The organism is Lysinibacillus sp. NPDC097279 (assembly GCF_044761745.1).
Taxonomy (GTDB): domain Bacteria; phylum Bacillota; class Bacilli; order Bacillales_A; family Planococcaceae; genus Lysinibacillus.
This window is the reverse complement of the sequence record NZ_JBIWDA010000001.1, coordinates 511,431-530,825: the sequence shown is the minus strand read 5'-3', so window position 1 is coordinate 530,825 and position 19,395 is coordinate 511,431. Positions and strand designations below refer to the sequence as shown.

The 19,395-nt window shown below is 36.9% G+C and carries 21 protein-coding genes; 3 read left to right on the top strand and 18 right to left on the bottom strand.

Translation table 11 applies throughout. From position 1 onward, the window contains the following. Nucleotides 1-42: 42 nt before the first annotated feature. Together ACIQ1H_RS02500 and ACIQ1H_RS02495 are read right to left on the bottom strand one after the other, a co-directional pair. Complete coding sequence (locus ACIQ1H_RS02500; RefSeq protein WP_402886279.1) at nt 43-1,404, bottom strand: GntP family permease; 1,362 nt, start codon at nt 1,402-1,404, stop codon at nt 43-45. 64 nt (nt 1,405-1,468) lie between these two features. Next, nucleotides 1,469-2,317, bottom strand: a complete 849-nt coding sequence (locus ACIQ1H_RS02495) for a MurR/RpiR family transcriptional regulator (RefSeq protein ID WP_402886278.1) — start codon at nt 2,315-2,317, stop codon at nt 1,469-1,471. Between the two features lie 281 nt (nt 2,318-2,598). On the opposite strand from ACIQ1H_RS02495, the gene ACIQ1H_RS02490 reads away from it, so the two are divergent. Together ACIQ1H_RS02490 and ACIQ1H_RS02485 are read left to right on the top strand one after the other, a co-directional pair. Further along, nucleotides 2,599-3,135 carry a tubby C-terminal domain-like protein gene (locus tag ACIQ1H_RS02490; RefSeq protein ID WP_402886276.1) on the top strand — a complete coding sequence of 179 codons (537 nt, stop codon included), beginning with the start codon at nt 2,599-2,601 and terminating at the stop codon, nt 3,133-3,135. A gap of 50 nt (nt 3,136-3,185) precedes the next feature. Further along, a complete protein-coding gene (locus ACIQ1H_RS02485) occupies nt 3,186-3,383 on the top strand; it encodes a YwbE family protein (RefSeq protein WP_337980783.1) in 198 nt (65 codons plus the stop codon). 74 nt (nt 3,384-3,457) lie between these two features. On the opposite strand, the gene ACIQ1H_RS02480 is transcribed toward ACIQ1H_RS02485, so the two are convergent. The 16 genes from ACIQ1H_RS02480 to ccpN all read right to left on the bottom strand — a co-directional run bounded on the left by ACIQ1H_RS02480 (nt 3,458) and on the right by ccpN (nt 17,376). After that, entirely contained in the window at nt 3,458-4,348 is an 891-nt protein-coding gene (locus ACIQ1H_RS02480) for a PhzF family phenazine biosynthesis isomerase (protein WP_402886273.1), read from the bottom strand. Between the two features lie 219 nt (nt 4,349-4,567). After that, nucleotides 4,568-5,104: an NADPH-dependent FMN reductase gene (locus tag ACIQ1H_RS02475; protein ID WP_172772062.1), complete on the bottom strand. Its 537-nt coding sequence runs from the start codon at nt 5,102-5,104 to the stop codon at nt 4,568-4,570. A 319-nt stretch (nt 5,105-5,423) separates the two neighbouring features. Next, entirely contained in the window at nt 5,424-5,672 is a 249-nt protein-coding gene (locus ACIQ1H_RS02470; protein WP_402886271.1) for a DUF2164 domain-containing protein, read from the bottom strand. Between the two features lie 120 nt (nt 5,673-5,792). Further along, a complete protein-coding gene (locus ACIQ1H_RS02465; protein WP_402886269.1) occupies nt 5,793-6,443 on the bottom strand; it encodes an ABC transporter ATP-binding protein in 651 nt (216 codons plus the stop codon). A gap of 198 nt (nt 6,444-6,641) precedes the next feature. Beyond that, entirely contained in the window at nt 6,642-7,391 is a 750-nt protein-coding gene (locus ACIQ1H_RS02460) for a hypothetical protein (RefSeq protein WP_402886267.1), read from the bottom strand. Nucleotides 7,392-7,436: 45 nt separating this feature from the next. Then, nucleotides 7,437-7,616 carry a hypothetical protein gene (locus ACIQ1H_RS02455; protein WP_402886266.1) on the bottom strand — a complete coding sequence of 60 codons (180 nt, stop codon included), beginning with the start codon at nt 7,614-7,616 and terminating at the stop codon, nt 7,437-7,439. Between the two features lie 111 nt (nt 7,617-7,727). Then, entirely contained in the window at nt 7,728-7,994 is a 267-nt protein-coding gene (locus ACIQ1H_RS02450; RefSeq protein WP_402886264.1) for a lactococcin 972 family bacteriocin, read from the bottom strand. An 838-nt stretch (nt 7,995-8,832) separates the two neighbouring features. Beyond that, on the bottom strand, nt 8,833-9,063 hold the full coding sequence (locus tag ACIQ1H_RS02445) for a hypothetical protein (RefSeq protein ID WP_402886262.1): 231 nt from the start codon (nt 9,061-9,063) through the stop codon (nt 8,833-8,835). Nucleotides 9,064-9,072: 9 nt separating this feature from the next. Continuing rightward, the gene (locus ACIQ1H_RS02440; RefSeq protein ID WP_402886260.1) at nt 9,073-10,194 is read right to left on the bottom strand and encodes a Nif3-like dinuclear metal center hexameric protein; all 1,122 of its coding nucleotides are present in this window, start codon (nt 10,192-10,194) and stop codon (nt 9,073-9,075) included. Nucleotide 10,195: 1 nt separating this feature from the next. Then, nucleotides 10,196-10,888, bottom strand: a complete 693-nt coding sequence (locus ACIQ1H_RS02435) for a tRNA (adenine(22)-N(1))-methyltransferase (protein ID WP_402886258.1) — start codon at nt 10,886-10,888, stop codon at nt 10,196-10,198. Between the two features lie 155 nt (nt 10,889-11,043). Then, nucleotides 11,044-11,394, bottom strand: a complete 351-nt coding sequence (gene cccA, locus ACIQ1H_RS02430) for a cytochrome c550 (RefSeq protein WP_172772070.1) — start codon at nt 11,392-11,394, stop codon at nt 11,044-11,046. 497 nt (nt 11,395-11,891) lie between these two features. Beyond that, nucleotides 11,892-12,455, bottom strand: a complete 564-nt coding sequence (locus ACIQ1H_RS02425; protein ID WP_402886256.1) for a hypothetical protein — start codon at nt 12,453-12,455, stop codon at nt 11,892-11,894. A 255-nt stretch (nt 12,456-12,710) separates the two neighbouring features. Further along, nucleotides 12,711-13,838: an RNA polymerase sigma factor RpoD gene (gene rpoD, locus ACIQ1H_RS02420; RefSeq protein WP_172772072.1), complete on the bottom strand. Its 1,128-nt coding sequence runs from the start codon at nt 13,836-13,838 to the stop codon at nt 12,711-12,713. Between the two features lie 32 nt (nt 13,839-13,870). Continuing rightward, on the bottom strand, nt 13,871-15,703 hold the full coding sequence (gene dnaG / locus ACIQ1H_RS02415; RefSeq protein WP_402886254.1) for a DNA primase: 1,833 nt from the start codon (nt 15,701-15,703) through the stop codon (nt 13,871-13,873). 209 nt (nt 15,704-15,912) lie between these two features. Next, on the bottom strand, nt 15,913-16,725 hold the full coding sequence (locus ACIQ1H_RS02410; RefSeq protein ID WP_402886252.1) for a pyruvate, water dikinase regulatory protein: 813 nt from the start codon (nt 16,723-16,725) through the stop codon (nt 15,913-15,915). A gap of 18 nt (nt 16,726-16,743) precedes the next feature. Continuing rightward, complete coding sequence (gene ccpN, locus ACIQ1H_RS02405; protein ID WP_172772074.1) at nt 16,744-17,376, bottom strand: transcriptional regulator CcpN; 633 nt, start codon at nt 17,374-17,376, stop codon at nt 16,744-16,746. A gap of 488 nt (nt 17,377-17,864) precedes the next feature. Between ccpN and ACIQ1H_RS02400 the strand changes: the two genes are divergently transcribed. After that, complete coding sequence (locus ACIQ1H_RS02400) at nt 17,865-19,250, top strand: glycine--tRNA ligase (RefSeq protein ID WP_402886250.1); 1,386 nt, start codon at nt 17,865-17,867, stop codon at nt 19,248-19,250. The last annotated feature ends 145 nt before the right edge of the window (nt 19,251-19,395 follow it).

Sequence of the window (19,395 nt, the reverse complement as noted above, 5' to 3'; positions counted from 1 at the left end):
AATATCACGGTGGACTAGCCATCCGCCTTTTAAACAAGTAAATTATAAACCTGGTAAAATTCCTTGGAACAAGCTTAGAACGAAAACGAAAATTAATACTGTCACCCCTGATAAGAAACCACCGATTGACCAAACTTTAATTGTTTCCGTCATCGATAAACGCCCAAATTTACTTACTACCCAAAAACCAGAATCATTAGGTAGTGATAAACCGATACCACCAGCACAGATTGCAAGACCTAACACGACTGGTGATACACCTAGGTCTGCCGCTAACGGCCCCATAATGGCAGATGTTGTAACAAGAGCAACTGTTGCAGATCCGAGCGAAGCACGAAGAATTTGTGCAAATAAGAAAGCGAGTAATATAGCAGGGATGTTTAGCCCTTGCATCATGCTAATAATTAAATCACCAATGCCCGTTTCTTGAACAACTTTTCCAAAGGCGCCCCCAGCACCCGTAATAAGGATGACCGCTCCACTTTGGTCTAAAGCTTTGGCAAAAACGGTTTTAGTCTCCTCCTTGATGTATGGCTTTAAGACAAACATTGCGACAAGCACACTAATTAATAGCGCAACATTTTTATCTCCTATAACTGAGAAAAATGTCGGAACGAATTGTTCTGGGTTGTCTCTGAAAAGTAAATTTATTAATGTATTTGATAAAATCAAAATAATTGGTAAAGCGAGCATTCCAAAAGAAAGAGCGGTTGAAATTTCTTTTCTTCCTGAAAGCGAGCTGTCTACTTCCGAAATGTCAGATTCATCAAGACGGCTCTCATTTGTAATTCGCTTGCCAATAAATTTCCCATAGATTACACCGCCAACTAGTACGCCAGGAATAGAAACTAACAATCCATAAATAAAGAACATCCCAATATCTGCCCCTGTTTGGTCTGCGACAACCAATGGTCCTGGTGTCGGAATAATTACACTATGAGCTGTAATTAACCCAATCGAAAGAATCGCAACAAAAGTAGTAAGTGAGATTTTTGTTTTAAAAGAAAGGTTTTGAATTAATTTATGTAAAATAATAAAGGCTGCGTCAAAAAATACAGGAATTGACACAGTAATGGATGTCATGGCAATTGCGTATGGAGATTTTTTGACTCCAAAAACGCGAAGCATTCCAGTAGCAATTTTATTAATCGCACCAGATGATGCTAAAAATTGACCAAATATTATCCCAAGTCCGATTAAAATACCGACACCAGCTAGCGTGTTGCCAAATCCTGTGGCGATGATACTGGGAACTTCTTTAGCAGGAATGCTTGATAATAAGCCGAGGCTAAGGGCGACTACTAAAAGAGAGACGAAAGCATCCCACTTGAATCGAATAATAAGGACAAATAAAACAATGAGAGCAAGAACAAACCCGATAATGAGTGAATTACCTGTTAACATTTAATGTATCCTCCTTAAATTCATTTATCTCTAAGGTGACAACGCATACACTTTTGTTAAACGCTTATTTTTTCATTCTTGTAACAGCTAAGCGTGAAATATTGATAGATTCTTTTACTTGGCTACCTCCAATGGCAACAACCCTAGTAAATAATGTGTCTATTAAAGCTAGTTGTACAAGGCGACTTACCATCGCATCCGACCGTATTTCAGTCTCTTGTGCCTGTGTAAGGAGTAGTATATCAGCCATTTTGGCAAGCGTTGTATTGGCATTTGATGTAATCACAATGACAAATGCTCCGCTTTTTTGACTCATTTTAACAACTTCTATAATATTGACCGTTTCTCCCGAATGAGAAATTACAATGACAACATCTTCACTATTCATATGGTTGGCATATATCGCTTGATAATGTGGATCTTGAACAGCAATAGTCGTACCGCCAATTCTCATAAATTTATGGGCGCCGTCCTCTGCAATCGTACCTGAAAGACCTTGTCCGAAGAAAAAAAGTCTTCTTGCTTTAGATATAATTTGAACAGCTTCTTCCATCTGGGTGATATTTATTTTCTCCTTAGTCATCGACATAGCTATAGAAAGCTGATCTGCTATTTTATCAAAAACAACATTTGCAAGATCCTCATCCTTAATCTCATTTTGATTCGACGTTGAGGTGTAATGGTTACTCACTTGCTCTTGAGCGAGTGCCACTTTTAACTCTTGGTAACTAGCATACCCAAGCTTTCTGTATAAACGAACAACACTCGGCTCACTCACATTACTTAATGTTGAGAGTTCGTTCATGGATAACAAAAATGGTTGTTTATGCATTTTCAGCTGTTCAACAACTTTCATCTCCGAAATTGTTAGCGTATTCACCTTACTTTTAATTCGTTCTTCAAAACTTAACAATAAATCACCTCCTGAAATTAATGTAATTTTACTACAATCACAATTTCATCACAAGTTCGTTTTTTTTAAAAGGCATAATATTGTTACTTATTCTCTTTTTTTCTCGAAATATTATTACATTTATGTAGTGCAATTACAATCAAATGTAGTTTTATTACAGCGATACATAATGAATCATTCCACTCAAGAAAACGTGCATTGAGCGGGATATTTATTTCTATTCAAAATAGTGAAACCTCCAGTCTAACTTACTCGTATAGTAAGTAGATTGGAGGTTTTTTATGGCAACATTTACACTTGCATATCCAAAAGCATTTGATAGACTTTCAAAATTACCAATTGTAAACAGTCAAAATGAAACAGTTTGCTTACTTCAAAAAGTTGAGCGTTCAAACATCGGGAAAGTGCTCAATGCAGCCTCACTAATAGCATCGCAGCAACCGTTACCGCACCGTTACGAAACACGGACAATTCACGGAGAACCCCTTTTTCAAGTGCGTTCTACACTACTCACAAAAGATGTCAGTCATGAAATCATCATGCCTGATAGGAGTATCATACCTATCCAAAGAAAAACTGTTCAATTATTAGAATCTTCCTATTCCTTTACGATGGATGGTCTTATTTTTCGCTTTGAGAAAGATTTCACATCAACAGCTTATTTATATTGTAATGATGAAAAAATTGCCAGTGCTAACTACATAGAAGATGGAATTGTACGAGAAGGCATTGTTTATAAACTGTTCCAGACGGACGATACTTTATTCGTTGCTTTATTAGCCTCACTCTTTCAATCACTTTTTGCAATTGGTAACTAACTGCAACTATGCTATAATTTGAATCATTCTATATACATGTGAGGTTAAATATGAACGGTCAAAATAGAAAAGATATTCACCCAGGGCTTGAGGTCAACATTGTCCTCAAAAAAGATCAACGAACAGGGGTGAAAACAAGAGGGATTGTCAAAGATATTTTAACCAATTCTTCACATCATCCACATGGCATTAAGGTTCGTTTAACGGATGGCCAAATAGGTAGAGTTTGTGATATTTTTCAAAAGTAATGAAAGAGACTGTTCTGGAGATGAACAGTCTCTTTTGTTTAAAATTGTGTGAAAATTGTTTGAGTGACTGGCACTTATATTTGCACTTTTAATTCGTTGACATAGACAGCCGTTCCAGTAATCGAAATGTCTAAATGGTTGTCTGCTTTATTTACATGTACATACACACGACCGTCTCGCTCAAGCTCTTGTCCTTGTTCAACAATAAGGGTTTTCGGAAATGTTATTTCATTCTTAACATACTTTGCATAGTATGCTCCCATTACACCTGAAGCTGTTCCCGTTACGATATCTTGAATTGTGCCAGAGTACGGTGAAGAAAAATGTCTCGCATGCATGTCTGCCGTTTCATCTAATGCCTCTAAACAAAATGGATGCAAGGAAGCTGTTGGCATCTCCTTTAAAATAGACGGAAATGTAGCGGTTTGTGGATTCATCTTTTTGAAAGAGCTTAATTTTTGGACAGGTATTAGTAAGGTCCACAATCCAGTGCTACCATAGACAATTGGTAAGTCTGAATGCAATTCATCCTCGTCAATACCGATTGACTCAGCAAGCGCAGCTCTAGAGCCATTAAATGCTTCAAATTGTGGTGCAGCATGCTGCATTGTTATGTATAGCTTCTCATCTTTTTCCTCTAGACGAATGGGTAATATACCTGCTTTTGTTTCGATTGTAATAGACGTTTTGTTTGCTAATAAACCTTGTGTTTGTAATGCATAAATAGTCGCCATTGTGGCATGTCCACATAAATCGACTTCATGACCTGGTGTAAAATAACGAATGCGTATATCAGCTTTTTCAGACGTCAAAGCAAAGGCTGTTTCATTAAAGCCCACCATTTTCGCAATTTCTTGCATTTCTTGCTCACTATATTGATTTCCTTCGACTACAACGCCAGCTGGATTGCCCATATTCGGGACATGGCTAAATGCATCATAATGTTGAACAGTTATAGTTTTCATATACTTCCCCACCTTGTAATTAGAATGTGAATTTCGATTTCACGGAAGAACTAACTAATGTTATACGGCTATATTAACATAATGCAATGGAGTGACCAATGGGGAATTTTCTTTTTTTTCAAAATTGTTTGGGTGCCTGACACCAGAAAAACACCAAAAAATAGCATACTGGACATACGCCAGCATGCTATTTGCAATCTATTATTATTCCACCGTTTATTAGCGAATTGTTTTTAAAGCTGTTGCCCATGGAATGACTTGATCTAACATTTGGTTTACTGAATCAGCTTGCACATCTTTTGGTTTAAACACATTACCATTCTCGAAATCAGTAAATAAAGACAATGCAGGGTGTACACGTACATCGGCAACCGATAATTCTCCAAGAATACCACGTAAATGTTCCGCCGCACGTGCCCCACCTACAGAACCGTATGACACAATACCCGCTGCTTTATTATTCCATTCCTCACGTAAATAATCTAAAGCATTTTTAAGCGCTCCTGAAATAGAATGATTGTATTCTTGCACAATAAAAACAAACCCATCACAAGCAGCAACTTTTTGTGACCATGCTGCGGCTCCAGAAGCATCGCCTCCTGGTTCTCCTAAAAGCGGTAACTTGAAATCGGCAATATCGATAATTTCATATTCAGCATCACGACGTTTTTCTGCTAATTCCTTTACCCACTGACCAACTTGTGGACTTACGCGCCCTTCACGTGTACTACCTAAAATAATCCCAATTTTCAACATCTCTATTCCTCCTTATTCGTACCCAAAAAGTGTTTTTCTGATTGCTTTTTTCTTTGGTGAATTTCAAAAAATTTGCGCTCTTACTCATGGTGTTCAAATAAACAGTACCTTATTCAATCAAAAATCATAAAGCAACCTTCACTTCTCAATTGCTTCGGAATCATGTATCTTTAATTCGAGATAAAATTACCATATTTATATTGTCCTTGTCAATTATTCAACTGTCATTTTTTTGATTTTAAACTAAAGTATACGAATAAAAATTGTTCCCACTAAAGAAAGAGAAACGATTTTCTAATAATCGTTTCTCTTTTTGTTCTCATTTTATTTTTATTGGGCGCTCCAAAGCTACTAGCTCATCTTCAATAGCTGATAATTGACTATCCACTACATATTTTGCATCTGAAATCGCTGCATTATAAATATATGGAGCAATATTTTCTTTCACAAAATCAAATAATCTTTCCGCTTCAAAATCCGAAATATCCTCATCTCGTTGATTATAGAAAAAGCGTTGTATATCGGCGATGATTTGCTCTTGTTGCTCCTTTGTTAAACGGATAAACATATTTCGCCACTCCCTTCTGCATACCGTTAAATCAAGTATAGACTAAGGCTAAATTTTGTATAGTGGCCATTTAAATTATTTTTACATACAAATGGATCGTAACCAGTGAACAGCGACCAACTATAACTTGCCGTTTTCCCTCAATTGGTCAAATTCAAGCAAATTTATACTTCTATCGCAAACATTGACTAGCCGTTCATCATGTGTAGCAATAATGACACTAGCACCGTTCTGACTACATGCTTTTAATAGATTAATAATAATTTCTCTGTTCGATTTATCAAGAGAGGCTGTTGGTTCATCCGCAAATATAATAGTAGCTTTCTTATAAATTGCACGCGCTACGCCTAATCGCTGTTTTTCTCCCCCAGATAAAACAGCCGCCATATCTTGACCTCTTCCACCGAGTCCAACTGTATGTAGGATTTCGTCAATAACTTTTGTTTTTGCTTGTCGCTTATTTAATGTCACGTTATAACTGACGTTTTCATCTTCAATGATGCCATAGTCTTGATAAATAAATGCCGCTTTTTCTTTCCAAAAACTTGTTTTTTCTTTCTCCTTCCATTTACTAGCATTTTGATTTTCGATTATTATTTCCCCACTATTGACTGATTGAATAAGCCCTAGACAGTTTAAAAGTGTTGTTTTGCCACTACCAGACGGACCAGTAATGGCAATCATTTCACGAGGGTTAATCACAAATGAAATATCAGAAAAAATCGTTTTCCCACTAATTTCGATGCCGATATCCTTTGTTTGAATAATCATATCAATTACTCCTTTAGTCATTTAATTGTACCGATGACTAGTCCGATAAAATACTTGCTTTGCGGATCTCTTCAAGGAAAGATAACTTCCTATCCAATATAAGTATGGAAGCTATAGTAATTAATCGAGTTAATCGATATTAATCTTCTCTAGTATTCATAAAAAAATGATGTATCTATTTTTAATATCTAAACAGTATTAAGAAGATAATGTGTTTACAGCAACCTTATTTCCATCTAGTCTTTTTTCATCAAATTCATAGCTAAACAATTTCTTACACGAATTTATAACAATACCTACACTAAATAGTTCTGTTAATAATTGTCTTGTATCAGCACCTAATTTTCTTCTATCAACAATATCAGTTATTGCTTTATTTAAAGAAGTTTGAACAGAATATTTTTGAGATCGATAATACTTATAGTTTGTATGGATAGCACGAATGGCTCTAGTAGCCCCGCCTAAAGCTTGTAAAGTAGATCTAATTTTCACCACTTTTGTTATTGGTAATGCATTTTGTAGTGCTGCTAATCCAACAGCACCAATACACCCAGCATAGTCAGTCCAAGAGGCAAAAGTTGTCATGCTTTTCCTTGAAGAAAGCCCAATTGGAACTTCTTTATTTTTAAAAGTAGGGAAAACTAACGAATCCCCTTCTGCATACACTTCTACACCGGATTCTAAAGATAACCACTCTGCCATTTCATCGGCACTCAGTTCCTCCATATCAGAAGGTAATAATTCAATTGCTGTTAATATTTTATAAAAATCGGTATCTTCATTAAAAACAAGATCATTTAGATATTCTTCTAAATAAGGGTCCATTGTTCCTGATTCATCCGAATTAGAATCCATTTGTACTGCATGTACATTCGTGAAATCAAATGAAAACATACTCCCTATTAATCCTAAACAACACACTATTAATGCGAATTTTTTAAATTTCATAATTATCTCCTTCCATAAATCATGTATAAAAATTTGATAGACTCTTTACTTTTTGAAAAATTTATCTCTCTCCAAATATGTGAGTACGGAAAATCCTAAAATGCCAAATATACCAAAACCCTTTACCCAAATAGGCTGACTTTCATAATTCCTGATTAATGATTGTAACGAAATAAATATTAGCATTAGATAAACATATGGTGCTGGAATTTTTTTAATTTTCACCGCATTTTCACCTCCTCTTTTCTTACAGAAATCCCCCTTCAAAATCAATAATTCTATTAAAGTTTGCTAATTTAATTGTTCAAATTAAGTAAAAAAATATTTATTAAGTCATTAATCATAATTAAGATATGAATTCAGTATCACCGTGCTTCCATGACAGCGATCCACTGTGTAGTATGAACGAACTTTAGCATTCCAAAATCCATACTCCCAAGTGCCACCTTCATTTGGATATTGTGTCATTGGTCCTGGTGCTAAACATTTACGAGAAACGTCTCCGCGGTTGAATGGATCACTTTGTGTGACAACTGTTGTTGTTGCAACAATTAAAGGATCATACATAACATGATGTGACACTGCCAAAACCCAGATGGCCATAACAATAATGCCACCAACGCTAACACGACTATTTTCACCCTCACAGTTTTTTTGGGTAACATATGGCTCACCTCCTTTCATTTGACGAGGAATAATTATGTTTAATGGCTATTTATTATTATGTAATGGATAAAAATTTGATAGAGCGCTTTACCTTTTGAAAAATTTATCTCTCTCCAAATATGTGAGTACGGAAAATCCTAAAATGCCAAATATCCCAAAAACCTTTATCCAAATAGGCTGACTTTCATAATCCCTGATTAATGATAATAACAAAATAAATAGTAGAATTAGATAAATATGGTGCTGGAATCTTTTTAATTTTCACCGCCTCTTTTCTAGCATTATTGTTGTCGTCAACACTTTTCTACATTAGTTCAATTTACATTCTCAATCGATTCTCATTTAATTAATTTTTATATACCGCAAATTAATAGAAAAATCAATATTTTTTAAATATTGATTAACGTGGTAACAATATGCATCTTCACCCTTGATGTCCTTTGGCAATTATTTTTAATAGTTATTAATTCGAACTCCCCAACCTACAGGATTAGTTTATTGTAGCGGAATTCAACGGCAATAGTTATCTAGGAATGTGATACTAGTTGATTGTAGCGGAGGGAGGCGACTCCTGCGGGAACAGCACACAACGAAAGACGCAACAGACCGCGCGTTAGCGAGGGTTGCGGCTTACGGTGTGCCCGCGGAAAGCGTCCTCCCGTAGCGGAAATCAACAGCAGTTAAATAAAAATTGGCTATAGACAATAGTTCATTTACAACAAAAAAAACGCAACCTTTAAAGGAATTACCTCTAAAAGTTGCGTTTATTCACATACTATTTTTTACATTCAAACGAATAGTTTGTTGATAAAAAATTCTTTTCTTTCGATACAATAGCTTTGCCCCCATCGTCTTCACATTGCTCGGTCATTGCATCTATTTTTTTCTCATTCATCATATTCGTCATAATTGTCATGCCGCCTCCGAACACAGCAATTAGTAAACCAATCATTATCCATAACTTGCCCGCATTATTGCCAGCAGGTCTCCCATTTGCCACTCCCATTCCCCTCTCTTAAACAAATAAAAATGGTTCTGTATGAATAGCAGATTGAACAAATTCTACTGTATATTTTTTTGCTTCACACATCGTCGCCATTTTTTTCGCAACCCCTGCAATCATTACTTTTTCTACATGATGACCTGGGTCTACAATTTGTAAACCAATTGCTTGTGCGTCCTGTGCAGTATGGAAATACATATCACCTGTTAAAAACACATCTGCTCCAGCATGCTTCGCCGTATAAATATACTTATTTCCGTCTCCGCCAACAAGGGCAATCTTTTTTACTTTAGATTGCAAATCGCCGACAACACGAACAGCTGGCACATCTAGTTGTTTCTTTACAAATTCCGCAAAGCCTTTTAACGTCATTTCTTCAGGTAAATAGCCAACACGTCCTAATCCCATAATATTCGTTTGCTGATCTAAGCGAATTACATCATATGCTGGCTCCTCATATGGATGGGCATTTAACATCGCTTTTAATACACGATTTTTAATAGGCGTTGGGAATACAACCTCCACTTTGACTTCTTCCTCTACATGTAACTCACCAACCGATCCAACATACGGATTAGCCCCTTCTAGCGCGCGGAATCGACCTTCCCCACTTGTAGTATAGCTACATGCTTCATATGCCCCTATACGACCAGCTCCTGCCTTCGCTAATGCCTCACGTAATGTATCCGCATTTGCAGTTGGTACGAATACAGCTAGCTTCAGAACATCCTCCGCATACGTTTCTTCTAAAATAGAACGATTTTCCAGCATCAATGCATCAGCCAATAAATCATTGACGCCACCTTCCGCCACATCTAAGTTTGTATGTGCGGCATATACAGCAATATCATGTTTAATAAGCTTTTCGTATAATTGTCCTGTAGGATTATCAGTACGAATATTGGCTAGGCGTCTAAAAATTGGCGGATGATGTGCGATAATCAGTTCACATCCTTGAGCGATAGCTTCGTCCGCTACTGCTTCATTGACATCCAATGTGACTAAAACCTTACTTACTGGTTTATTTAACGTGCCAATTGCAAGTCCAATTGGATCGTTTTCCATACAGGCAAGTTTTTTTGGCGACCATGATTCAAATAACTGTATAATTTCCTGACCGTTAACAGATTTCATGCTATAAAACTCCTTCCACTAAATGAAGTAGCGCTTTTAATTCTGCACGTTTTTCCTTAATTTCTAGTGTTGGCTCGGCCCCTTCAATAGAATGTAAAACGCGTTGCCAATTTTCTTTTTCTCTATTCCATTTTTTCATAAATGCTGGTGATTTTCGAAGTACTAGTTTAGGTCCAAATAAAATATCTGCTTCTGTTAGCTCCATCGGTCCTCGTTGTAAGACAAGAATCTCATAGATCTTTTCGTCTTCCTCTAAAATATCTTCGTCCAGAATTGCCCAATTATTTTTTAAAGCCCATTCCCGTATAACTTTTGCATGAATGTTGGGCTGCAATATTAGACGAGTGACACCTTGTAAACTTTGGGGATGTTTCTCTAAAATGGACACAATAAGTGGACCACCCATACCAGCAATTGTAATAGTATCTACATGGTCTGATTCTTCCACTGCAGCTAAGCCGTCAGCTAATCTAACCGTGATTTTTTCCGTTAATCCTTCCTTTTTCACTTGTCCAACCGCTGAATCATAAGGACCTTTCACAACTTCGCCTGCTACTGCGCAAGTAGCTATTTCCTTATGAATTAAATAGCAAGGTAAATAAGCATGATCACTGCCAATATCCGCCACAACCGCACCTGTTGGAACAAATTTTGCCACTGTTTCTAATCTTTTTGATAATTTTTGTGCGTTCATTTTTAACCGCCTACCTTATATAGAGTCCATTCTAGTATGTATGATGTTGGACAAAAAAACAAATGGAGTTGTCTCATATTTTGAGCAACTCCATTATCATAATAAAAGCTGTACTTAAAGCGTAAATACACTTTTAGTACAGCCACTTTTTTAAACTATTCTAGAGTAGAGATGTACTCAGCGATTGCTTTCGCTTCTGCTTCGTTTTTCATTCCTGGTGTCATTGGAGTTCCTGGAATACCGTTAGTTAACACGTCCACGATATGAGCTTCATCTAAACCATGTAGGTTTGGACCAACACTACCAGTTAAGTCACCACCGTGACAACCGATACAAGTTTGTACTAATGCAGAACCATCATCATTAGCTTCTGTAGTTTCGCCACCACCCTCATGTTCAGCAGCAATTTCTTTCTTGTTATCTGCGCCTTGTAAAGACATGAAGAAAATAAGACCTATACCAAATGCCAGAATCAAGATGTAAGGAACGACTGGATTGTTTTTCATATGTTTCCCCTCCTCATTAATAAATCTACTTCTATTATAATATAGAATCAGTCAACATCTAATATTGTACTGCATTACACATGAAACGAAAAGCCCCATTCGCTAAGTTTTCCTTTGTTTGTAACATTTTCGACATTTCTGTATCAATTGGATAAAATATGTCTTGTTAAAACCAATAATTGGGCTTATGGAGAACTCTTTCCACACTAACATTCGTTTTCTGCTCGCAAATATTTTGCCACTTGCAATGCATTCATATACGTCTAACAATGAAAATAAAATTACGACTTGCGAGTTAAACCTTTATGCTGTATTAAGCTGCCTAATTATAATGATATTTGCATAAATAGGTCATACTATTATTTTAATATAATATTAATTGCTATTTTTTTATTAAACTTCTCACAAAATTACTTTTTCAATAAAGTCATACTGCTATATTAAAAAAACAAATACCCTTCTATGCACAAAGAATAGGTCATAGAAGGGTATTTAAATTACATAAAATTATACAAGTAATAGCCAATTAGTGCCACTAGGCCGAGTACCCCAGAGACTGTGAAGTAAAGCAATTTCATTTTTAACCCTGAAAATAACCACACGGCACAATTTGCCGCGATAAAGGCAAATAACGCTAAATTATTTCCACTAAAATATGTAGTATACATGCGAATCGATAAACTAAATAACAATATAGCAGCAATAATATGCAGAGCAGGTGCTAATAAGTTATTTTGGCTCGCAAAACGGAAAGCTAATATGAATAATGTAACTGCAGCGATCACTACAATGCCTGTTAAAAAAAGCAATAAAGTAGTTACTGTAAAATAAAAATACAAGAGCACCATCATACTCAAGCTTAATACCACAATGAAGAACAACATTTTTCTTTTTTCTAAAGGCAATACAGCCTGTTTATGAGTTGCAGACTCTAACTCCTCTATATCATTTCCTTCTGCATAAAGAGTCGCTAAAAAGTCACAGTAGTGCTCTGGCAATAGCTTATTTTGCTTCCAAAACAATATCTCATTTAAAATAATTTTTTTCCGTGGATTTGTCATCGTATATTCTCCAAACATTGCTTAATAATGGTTGTAATACAATTTTATCTCACAATTCATGAAAGAGCATCTGTAAAAAGTCGCAAAAACGAGACTACAGAACCGTTCAAATTATATATTTTTACATACCTTTAGCAATTATTTAAAGTTTCTTCTGGTTTCTTCAGCTCGTCGCAATGCCCAATACAAGGCAAACCCCGCCACTTAAAAGGATGGCGGGGTTTGCATTTATTATAAATGGATTGTATTGGTTAATTATTCTAAGAAATCTTTTAAGCGTTTGCTACGAGAAGGGTGGCGTAACTTACGAAGTGCTTTTGCCTCAATTTGGCGAATACGTTCACGCGTTACACCAAATACTTTACCTACCTCTTCTAATGTACGTGTACGTCCATCATCTAAACCAAAACGTAAACGAAGTACGTTTTCTTCACGGTCTGTTAATGTATCTAAAACATCTTCTAGTTGCTCTTTTAACAATTCATATGCTGCATGGTCAGAAGGAGATTGTGCCTCAGAGTCCTCAATGAAGTCCCCTAAGTGTGAATCGTCTTCTTCTCCGATTGGTGTTTCAAGAGATACAGGTTCTTGCGCAATTTTTAAAATTTCACGTACTTTTTCAGGTGTTAAATCCATTTCCTCACCAATCTCTTCTGGAGACGGTTCACGACCTAAGTCTTGTAACAATTGACGTTGTACACGGATTAGTTTATTAATCGTTTCTACCATGTGTACAGGAATACGAATTGTACGTGCTTGGTCAGCAATTGCACGTGTGATTGCTTGACGAATCCACCAAGTTGCATATGTTGAGAATTTAAAGCCTTTACGGTAGTCGAATTTCTCAACTGCCTTAATAAGCCCCATATTCCCCTCTTGAATTAAATCAAGGAATAGCATCCCACGACCAACATAACGTTTTGCAATCGATACAACAAGACGTAAATTTGCCTCTGCTAAACGTTTACGTGCTTCTTCGTCACCTTGCTCAATACGCTCTGCTAAAGCAATTTCCTGCTCTGCAGAAAGTAAATCTACACGGCCAATCTCTTTTAAATACATACGTACAGGATCGTTAATTTTTACCCCTGGAGGTACGCTCAAATCATTTAAATCGAACGTTTCTTCGTTAGCTTCTTCTTTCATTAAGCTTTCTTCTTCAAATTCCTCTTTACCAATAATTTGAATGTCTTTATTTTTTTCAAGGTCTTCAGCAAAATGGAAAACTTCTTCATTTTCCAATTCATAAGGCAATAATTTCTCTGAAATTTCTTTCATCGAAATTTCACCTTCTGTTTTCGCCTTTTCTTGTAGTAATTTTTTTGCTTCATCTAATGTAATTTCTACTTCTACCTCTTTTGAACGTTCAGACTTGTCCGCCATAAACCTTCCTCCTTCTAAACAACCGAATCGGGTTAAATCGCCGATAACGATTTTCTTAAATGAATAATCTGTTGGGCGATTTCTAGAGCACGCGCATACTCGTGCATCTTCTCCGCTTCCTTTGACTCATGCATCTTTTGATGAATTTCTTGCTCAATTCTATATTTTTGAAGCTGTCGGATAGAATCTACGATTTCTGATTCAGCCTGGTCAGGATCACGTTCTACTAAAGCAGCTTCCATAACAATTTTGCGTAATTCAGCGTCATCTAAGATTTCTACAAAGCGCTGATAATCTGGATGACCATATTCCTCATAAAATCCTACCAATCGAACAAAAACAGCCATATATGCATCTCTTACAAAAGGCTCTGTTTGCTCACTACGTAATACCCTGTCCACTACATCTATATTATGAAGCATATGAGCCAGTAATAAACGTTCGGCACGTTCGGCTGCGTCCATAGGCTTTTGTTGCTGCGTGACTGGCATCGAAGGTGTATGCGTTGGCATTTCCACTTTCGCAGAGCGTACTTGATTTGCCTCTAGTTTTCGGAATTGGGCATAAATAGCTTCTTCCGAAATCGTCGTTTCATTTGATAGCTGTCGGATATACAAATCTCGCTCAATTGGTGAGGAACTACCTACTAATTGTTCGAGTACTTCTTGAATATATTGAAGCGTATCATTTTCAAATTGAAAATTCTTATTTCGTCTAGCATGCATCATCATAAAAGCAATATACGTATGTGGGTTTTCCAAAATCTGTTCCTTAAAAGCCTGTCCACCTAGACTTTGAATATACTCATCAGGATCGAGTTTATCTGGTATCACCGCAATATTAACTTTCATGCGTTCCGTTTGGAGTAACTGCGCCGCTCTTTTCGCCGCATCAAATCCAGCATTATCACCGTCATAACAAATCGTAACTTGCTCTACTAAGCGTTTTAGCTTTGTGATATGCTGATTCGTAAGCGAGGTTCCCATTGTTGCAACGGCATTTGTTACGCCAACTGAAGTTGCAGCCAAAACATCCATAAAACCTTCCATCAACACTACTTGACGATTTTTTCTAATAGAGGTTCGTGCCTTGTCTAGGTTATATAGCACTTCACTCTTTTGAAAAATTGGTGATTCTGGACTATTTAAATATTTTGCCTCTTCACCTGTCGATGACAGAATTCGTCCTGAGAAGGCAATAATTTTACCGTTCTCATCACGAATCGGGAACATAATACGTCCTCGAAAACGATCAAAATAGCGTTCTTCCCCTTCACGTTTGATAACTAGACCACTATCTGCGATTTCTTGTAAGTTATAACCTTTTCTTTCAAGCAATATCGTTAATGCATCAAAGCTTGGGAGAGACCATCCAATGCTATTAGATTCGATAAGTTCCCTTGTAAATCCTCTTTCTAGCAAATAATTTAAAGGTTCTTCACCATCTTCTGTGTTTAGCAGTAAATGATGGAAAAAATCTGCCGCAAAGGCATGTGCTTCTTTCATCCTCTCTTCCACTTTAGATATCTTTGTCGTCGCCTCTGGTAAACTTGGACCTACATCTAAATGCATACCAACACGTTCACCAAGTTTTACAACAGCATCCGGGAAAGAAATCCCTTCGATATCCATGACGAAAGTAATAGCATTACCACCTGCACCGCAACCAAAGCAGTGAAAAATCTGTTTGTCTGTTGACACAGAAAAAGATGGCGTTTGTTCTCCATGAAACGGACAGAGTCCAAACCAATTGCGCCCACGCTTTGTTAGCTGCATGTATTCGCTTATGACATCCACAATATCTGATTGTGTACGAATCTGCTCAATCACTTCTTCTGGTATTTTCCCTGCCAAATTCATCACCATCTTTAATTTACGTTCTAGAACACAATTCGATATCCATTTTAAAAATCCTTTATTTCTCGACAAAAAAATTGGATTTTTCTCATTTTAAATATTTTTACCACAATTTTATTATTATAAAACAAATTTTAGTATTTATCTATACAATTTTAAAAACCGACTCAAAAAAACCGCCTCTAATAACCCGAGGTGGTTTACTAAATTTTAGTTTTTTATTTATAACTTGCAAGATATTCAATAATAACGTTTGCAGTTTCCTCAACAGCTTTGTTCGTTACATCAATCACTTTACAGCCTATTTCATCGACAACTTTTTCAAAATGCTGTATTTCCTCTAAAATTCGTGCATGTTGCGCATAGATGGCATCGTCACTTAAACCTAACGTCATTAATCTTTCTTTTCTTATCGAGTTTAATTTATCAGGAGAAATAATTAAGCCAAAACATTTTCTCGCATCAATTTTTAATAATTCCTCTGGCGGCGCAACCTCCGGGACTAATGGTACGTTTGCCACCTTAAAACGTTTATGTGCTAAATACTGTGAAAGCGGCGTTTTAGAAGTACGTGAAACGCCAACAAGTACAATGTCAGCTTGCAATAAGCCTCTTGGATCTCTGCCATCGTCATATTTCACTGCAAATTCAATTGCCTCAATTTTTTTAAAGTAGTCATCATCGAGTTGATGCACAATGCCCGGAGTTTCTAATGGCATTTCTTCCATAAAGGTTGCCATCGATTTCAACGCTGGTCCTAATATATCTACAGCATGAACTTTTTCTTTTTCGCAAAGATCATGCAATAATGCACGCATGTCTTGTCGAACAAGTGTATAAACTACAAATGCCTTCTGTTTCGCAGCGAGGCAGACTATTTTTCGAACAAGCTCTTCTGTTTGAATATGTGGAAAGCGCCGAATAATCGTATTTTCTAAGCCTGGACGGAACTGGCTAATAACAGCCTTAGCTACTTGATCACCAGTTTCGCCGACGGAATCAGATACAACAAAAACGCGTAATCTCTTCATGCTGTTCCCCTTCAACTGTTAGACATTTTGCGCAAGAGATAGGAAGGCACGTGTAATGGTCGTTTTAGTTAAACGGCCGACTATCGTCAATCCGCCCTCTTGAGGTTCGATTACCGGTAACGAATCTACTTCTCGTTCTATTAACTTATTTGCTGCAACAACTAACGAATCTGATCTTTCACAGTACGAGATATTTGGCATTCGTGTCATAATAATATGTACAGGAATTTTATTTAAATCCTGCGTGCCAATACTTGTACGCAGTAAATCTTTACGAGAAAGAACCCCTGTTAAAAATTCATTCTTATCAACGACAAAAAGGGTTCCGACATCCTCTGAAAACATGAAACAAATGGCATCATATACCGTCATTGTTTCAGGTACAACAACAGGTCCCGAGTGAAAATCTTTTACTTTTAAATTGTTAATGCTATCCATTAATGTTACAGATGTTTTTTTCCCAGAATAGAAATAACCAACTCTTGGTCTAGCATCTAAAAAGCCAGCCATCGTCAAAATTGCTAAGTCTGGTCTTAAAGTCGCTCTTGTCAGATTGAGACGTTCTGCAATATGCTCCCCTGTTATCGGGCCGTTCTCTTTCACAATTTGTAAAATGTCTTCCTGACGTTTGTTGAGTTCGATTGGACTCACCGCCTCAAATCTAATAGTGTTATACTTATGCTCAATTATTATATACTATTTTAATGGTTATTGCGAAGAAAAGAACTACATGCTACAATATTGACACATACGCTTGCTCTAAATGTATTTTCGAGCAATCTTGCGTTATACAGGCGATGATAGGAAAAAAGTATCTGTTCAATTTTTAGCGAGTAGAAGATGGTGAAAGTCTACAATGTAGCAGAGAAAAGGCACTCCTTGAGCTAACTTTTTGAAAAGAGGTTTTAAACAGGTCGTTTAAAACAATCAGGGTGGAACCGCGGGTATTAGCACTCGTCCCTGGGCATTATTTGTGCCCGGAGACGGGTGCTATTTTTAATTTAGTTCGTGCTAAATTAAAGTATGCAATATTCGTATGAAGCGAATTAGTTTTGATAATGACACTGGTCATTCTTTTAATTCGTCATGTAACACTTTTTCACTCTTGTGCAAGGAAAATTAAGAAGGAGGCTATTATAATGGCTAACAAATCAATGGAAACAATTGTATCATTAGCAAAGCATCGAGGCTTTGTCTTCCCAGGTTCTGAAATTTATGGAGGCTTAGCAAACACTTGGGATTACGGTCCACTTGGTGTTGAATTAAAAAATAATGTTAAAAAAGCTTGGTGGCTAAAGTTTGTTCAAGAATCAGAACATAATGTTGGGATCGATGCAGCTATCCTAATGAATCCAAAAGCTTGGGTTGCATCTGGTCACGTTGGCAACTTCAACGACCCAATGGTAGACTGTAAAGCTTGTAAAGCACGTCACCGTGCAGATAAAATCATCGAAGATGCTGCACTGGCAAAAGGTGATGAAATTATTGTAGACGGTATGACATTCGATCAAATGAAAGAAACAATGGTGAAATATGATGTTGTTTGTCCTGATTGTGGGAAAGCAGATTTCACTGATATCCGTCAATTTAATTTAATGTTTAAAACATTCCAAGGTGTTACAGAATCTTCTACTAACGAAATCTACCTACGTCCTGAAACGGCACAAGGCATTTTCGTAAACTTCAAAAACGTTCAACGTTCTATGCGTAAACGTACACCATTCGGTATCGCACAAATCGGTAAGTCTTTCCGAAATGAGATTACTCCAGGGAACTTCACATTCCGTACACGTGAGTTTGAACAAATGGAGCTTGAATTTTTCTGTAAACCAGGTGAAGATCTTGAATGGCATGCATATTGGAAAGAATTCTGTAAAAACTGGTTACTGAACTTGGGCATGAAAGAAGATTCAATGCGTTTACGTGACCACGAGGATGACGAATTATCGCATTACTCTAACGCAACAACTGATATCGAATTTAAATTCCCATTCGGCTGGGGCGAGCTTTGGGGTGTAGCTGATCGTACAGACTACGACTTAAAACAACATATGGAGCATTCAGGTGAAGACTTCACTTATATTGATCCTGTGACAAACGAACGCTATGTGCCATACTGCATCGAGCCATCTTTAGGTGCTGACCGTGTTACTTTAGCATTTTTATGTGATGCTTATGATGAAGAAGAGCTAGAGGGTGATGACAAACGTACAGTATTACGCTTCCACCCTGCTTTAGCACCGTTTAAAGCAGCAGTGCTTCCACTTTCTAAAAAGTTATCGGATGAGGCTGCTGACGTATGGTCAGAGCTACGCAAATCGTTCCCAGTTGATTTTGATGAATCTCAATCAATCGGTAAACGCTACCGACGTCAAGATGAAATCGGTACACCATTCTGTATCACATTCGATTTCGATTCAAAAGAAGATGGTCAAGTAACTGTTCGTCACCGTGATTCAATGGAACAAGTTCGTATGCCAATCGCTGATGTAAAAGCGTATATCGAAAAGCATCTTCAATTTTAATTTGAATTAAACTTGTCAAAAGCCCGAGCAGCTGTGACAAAAGAAAAGAGTGTTAGATTGACTGTAATCAATCTAACACTTTTTTTATGCCGTTGTTGTCTGCTACGGCGGTTGCTTTTCAAAGGTTTACAGGCGTTTCGCGAAC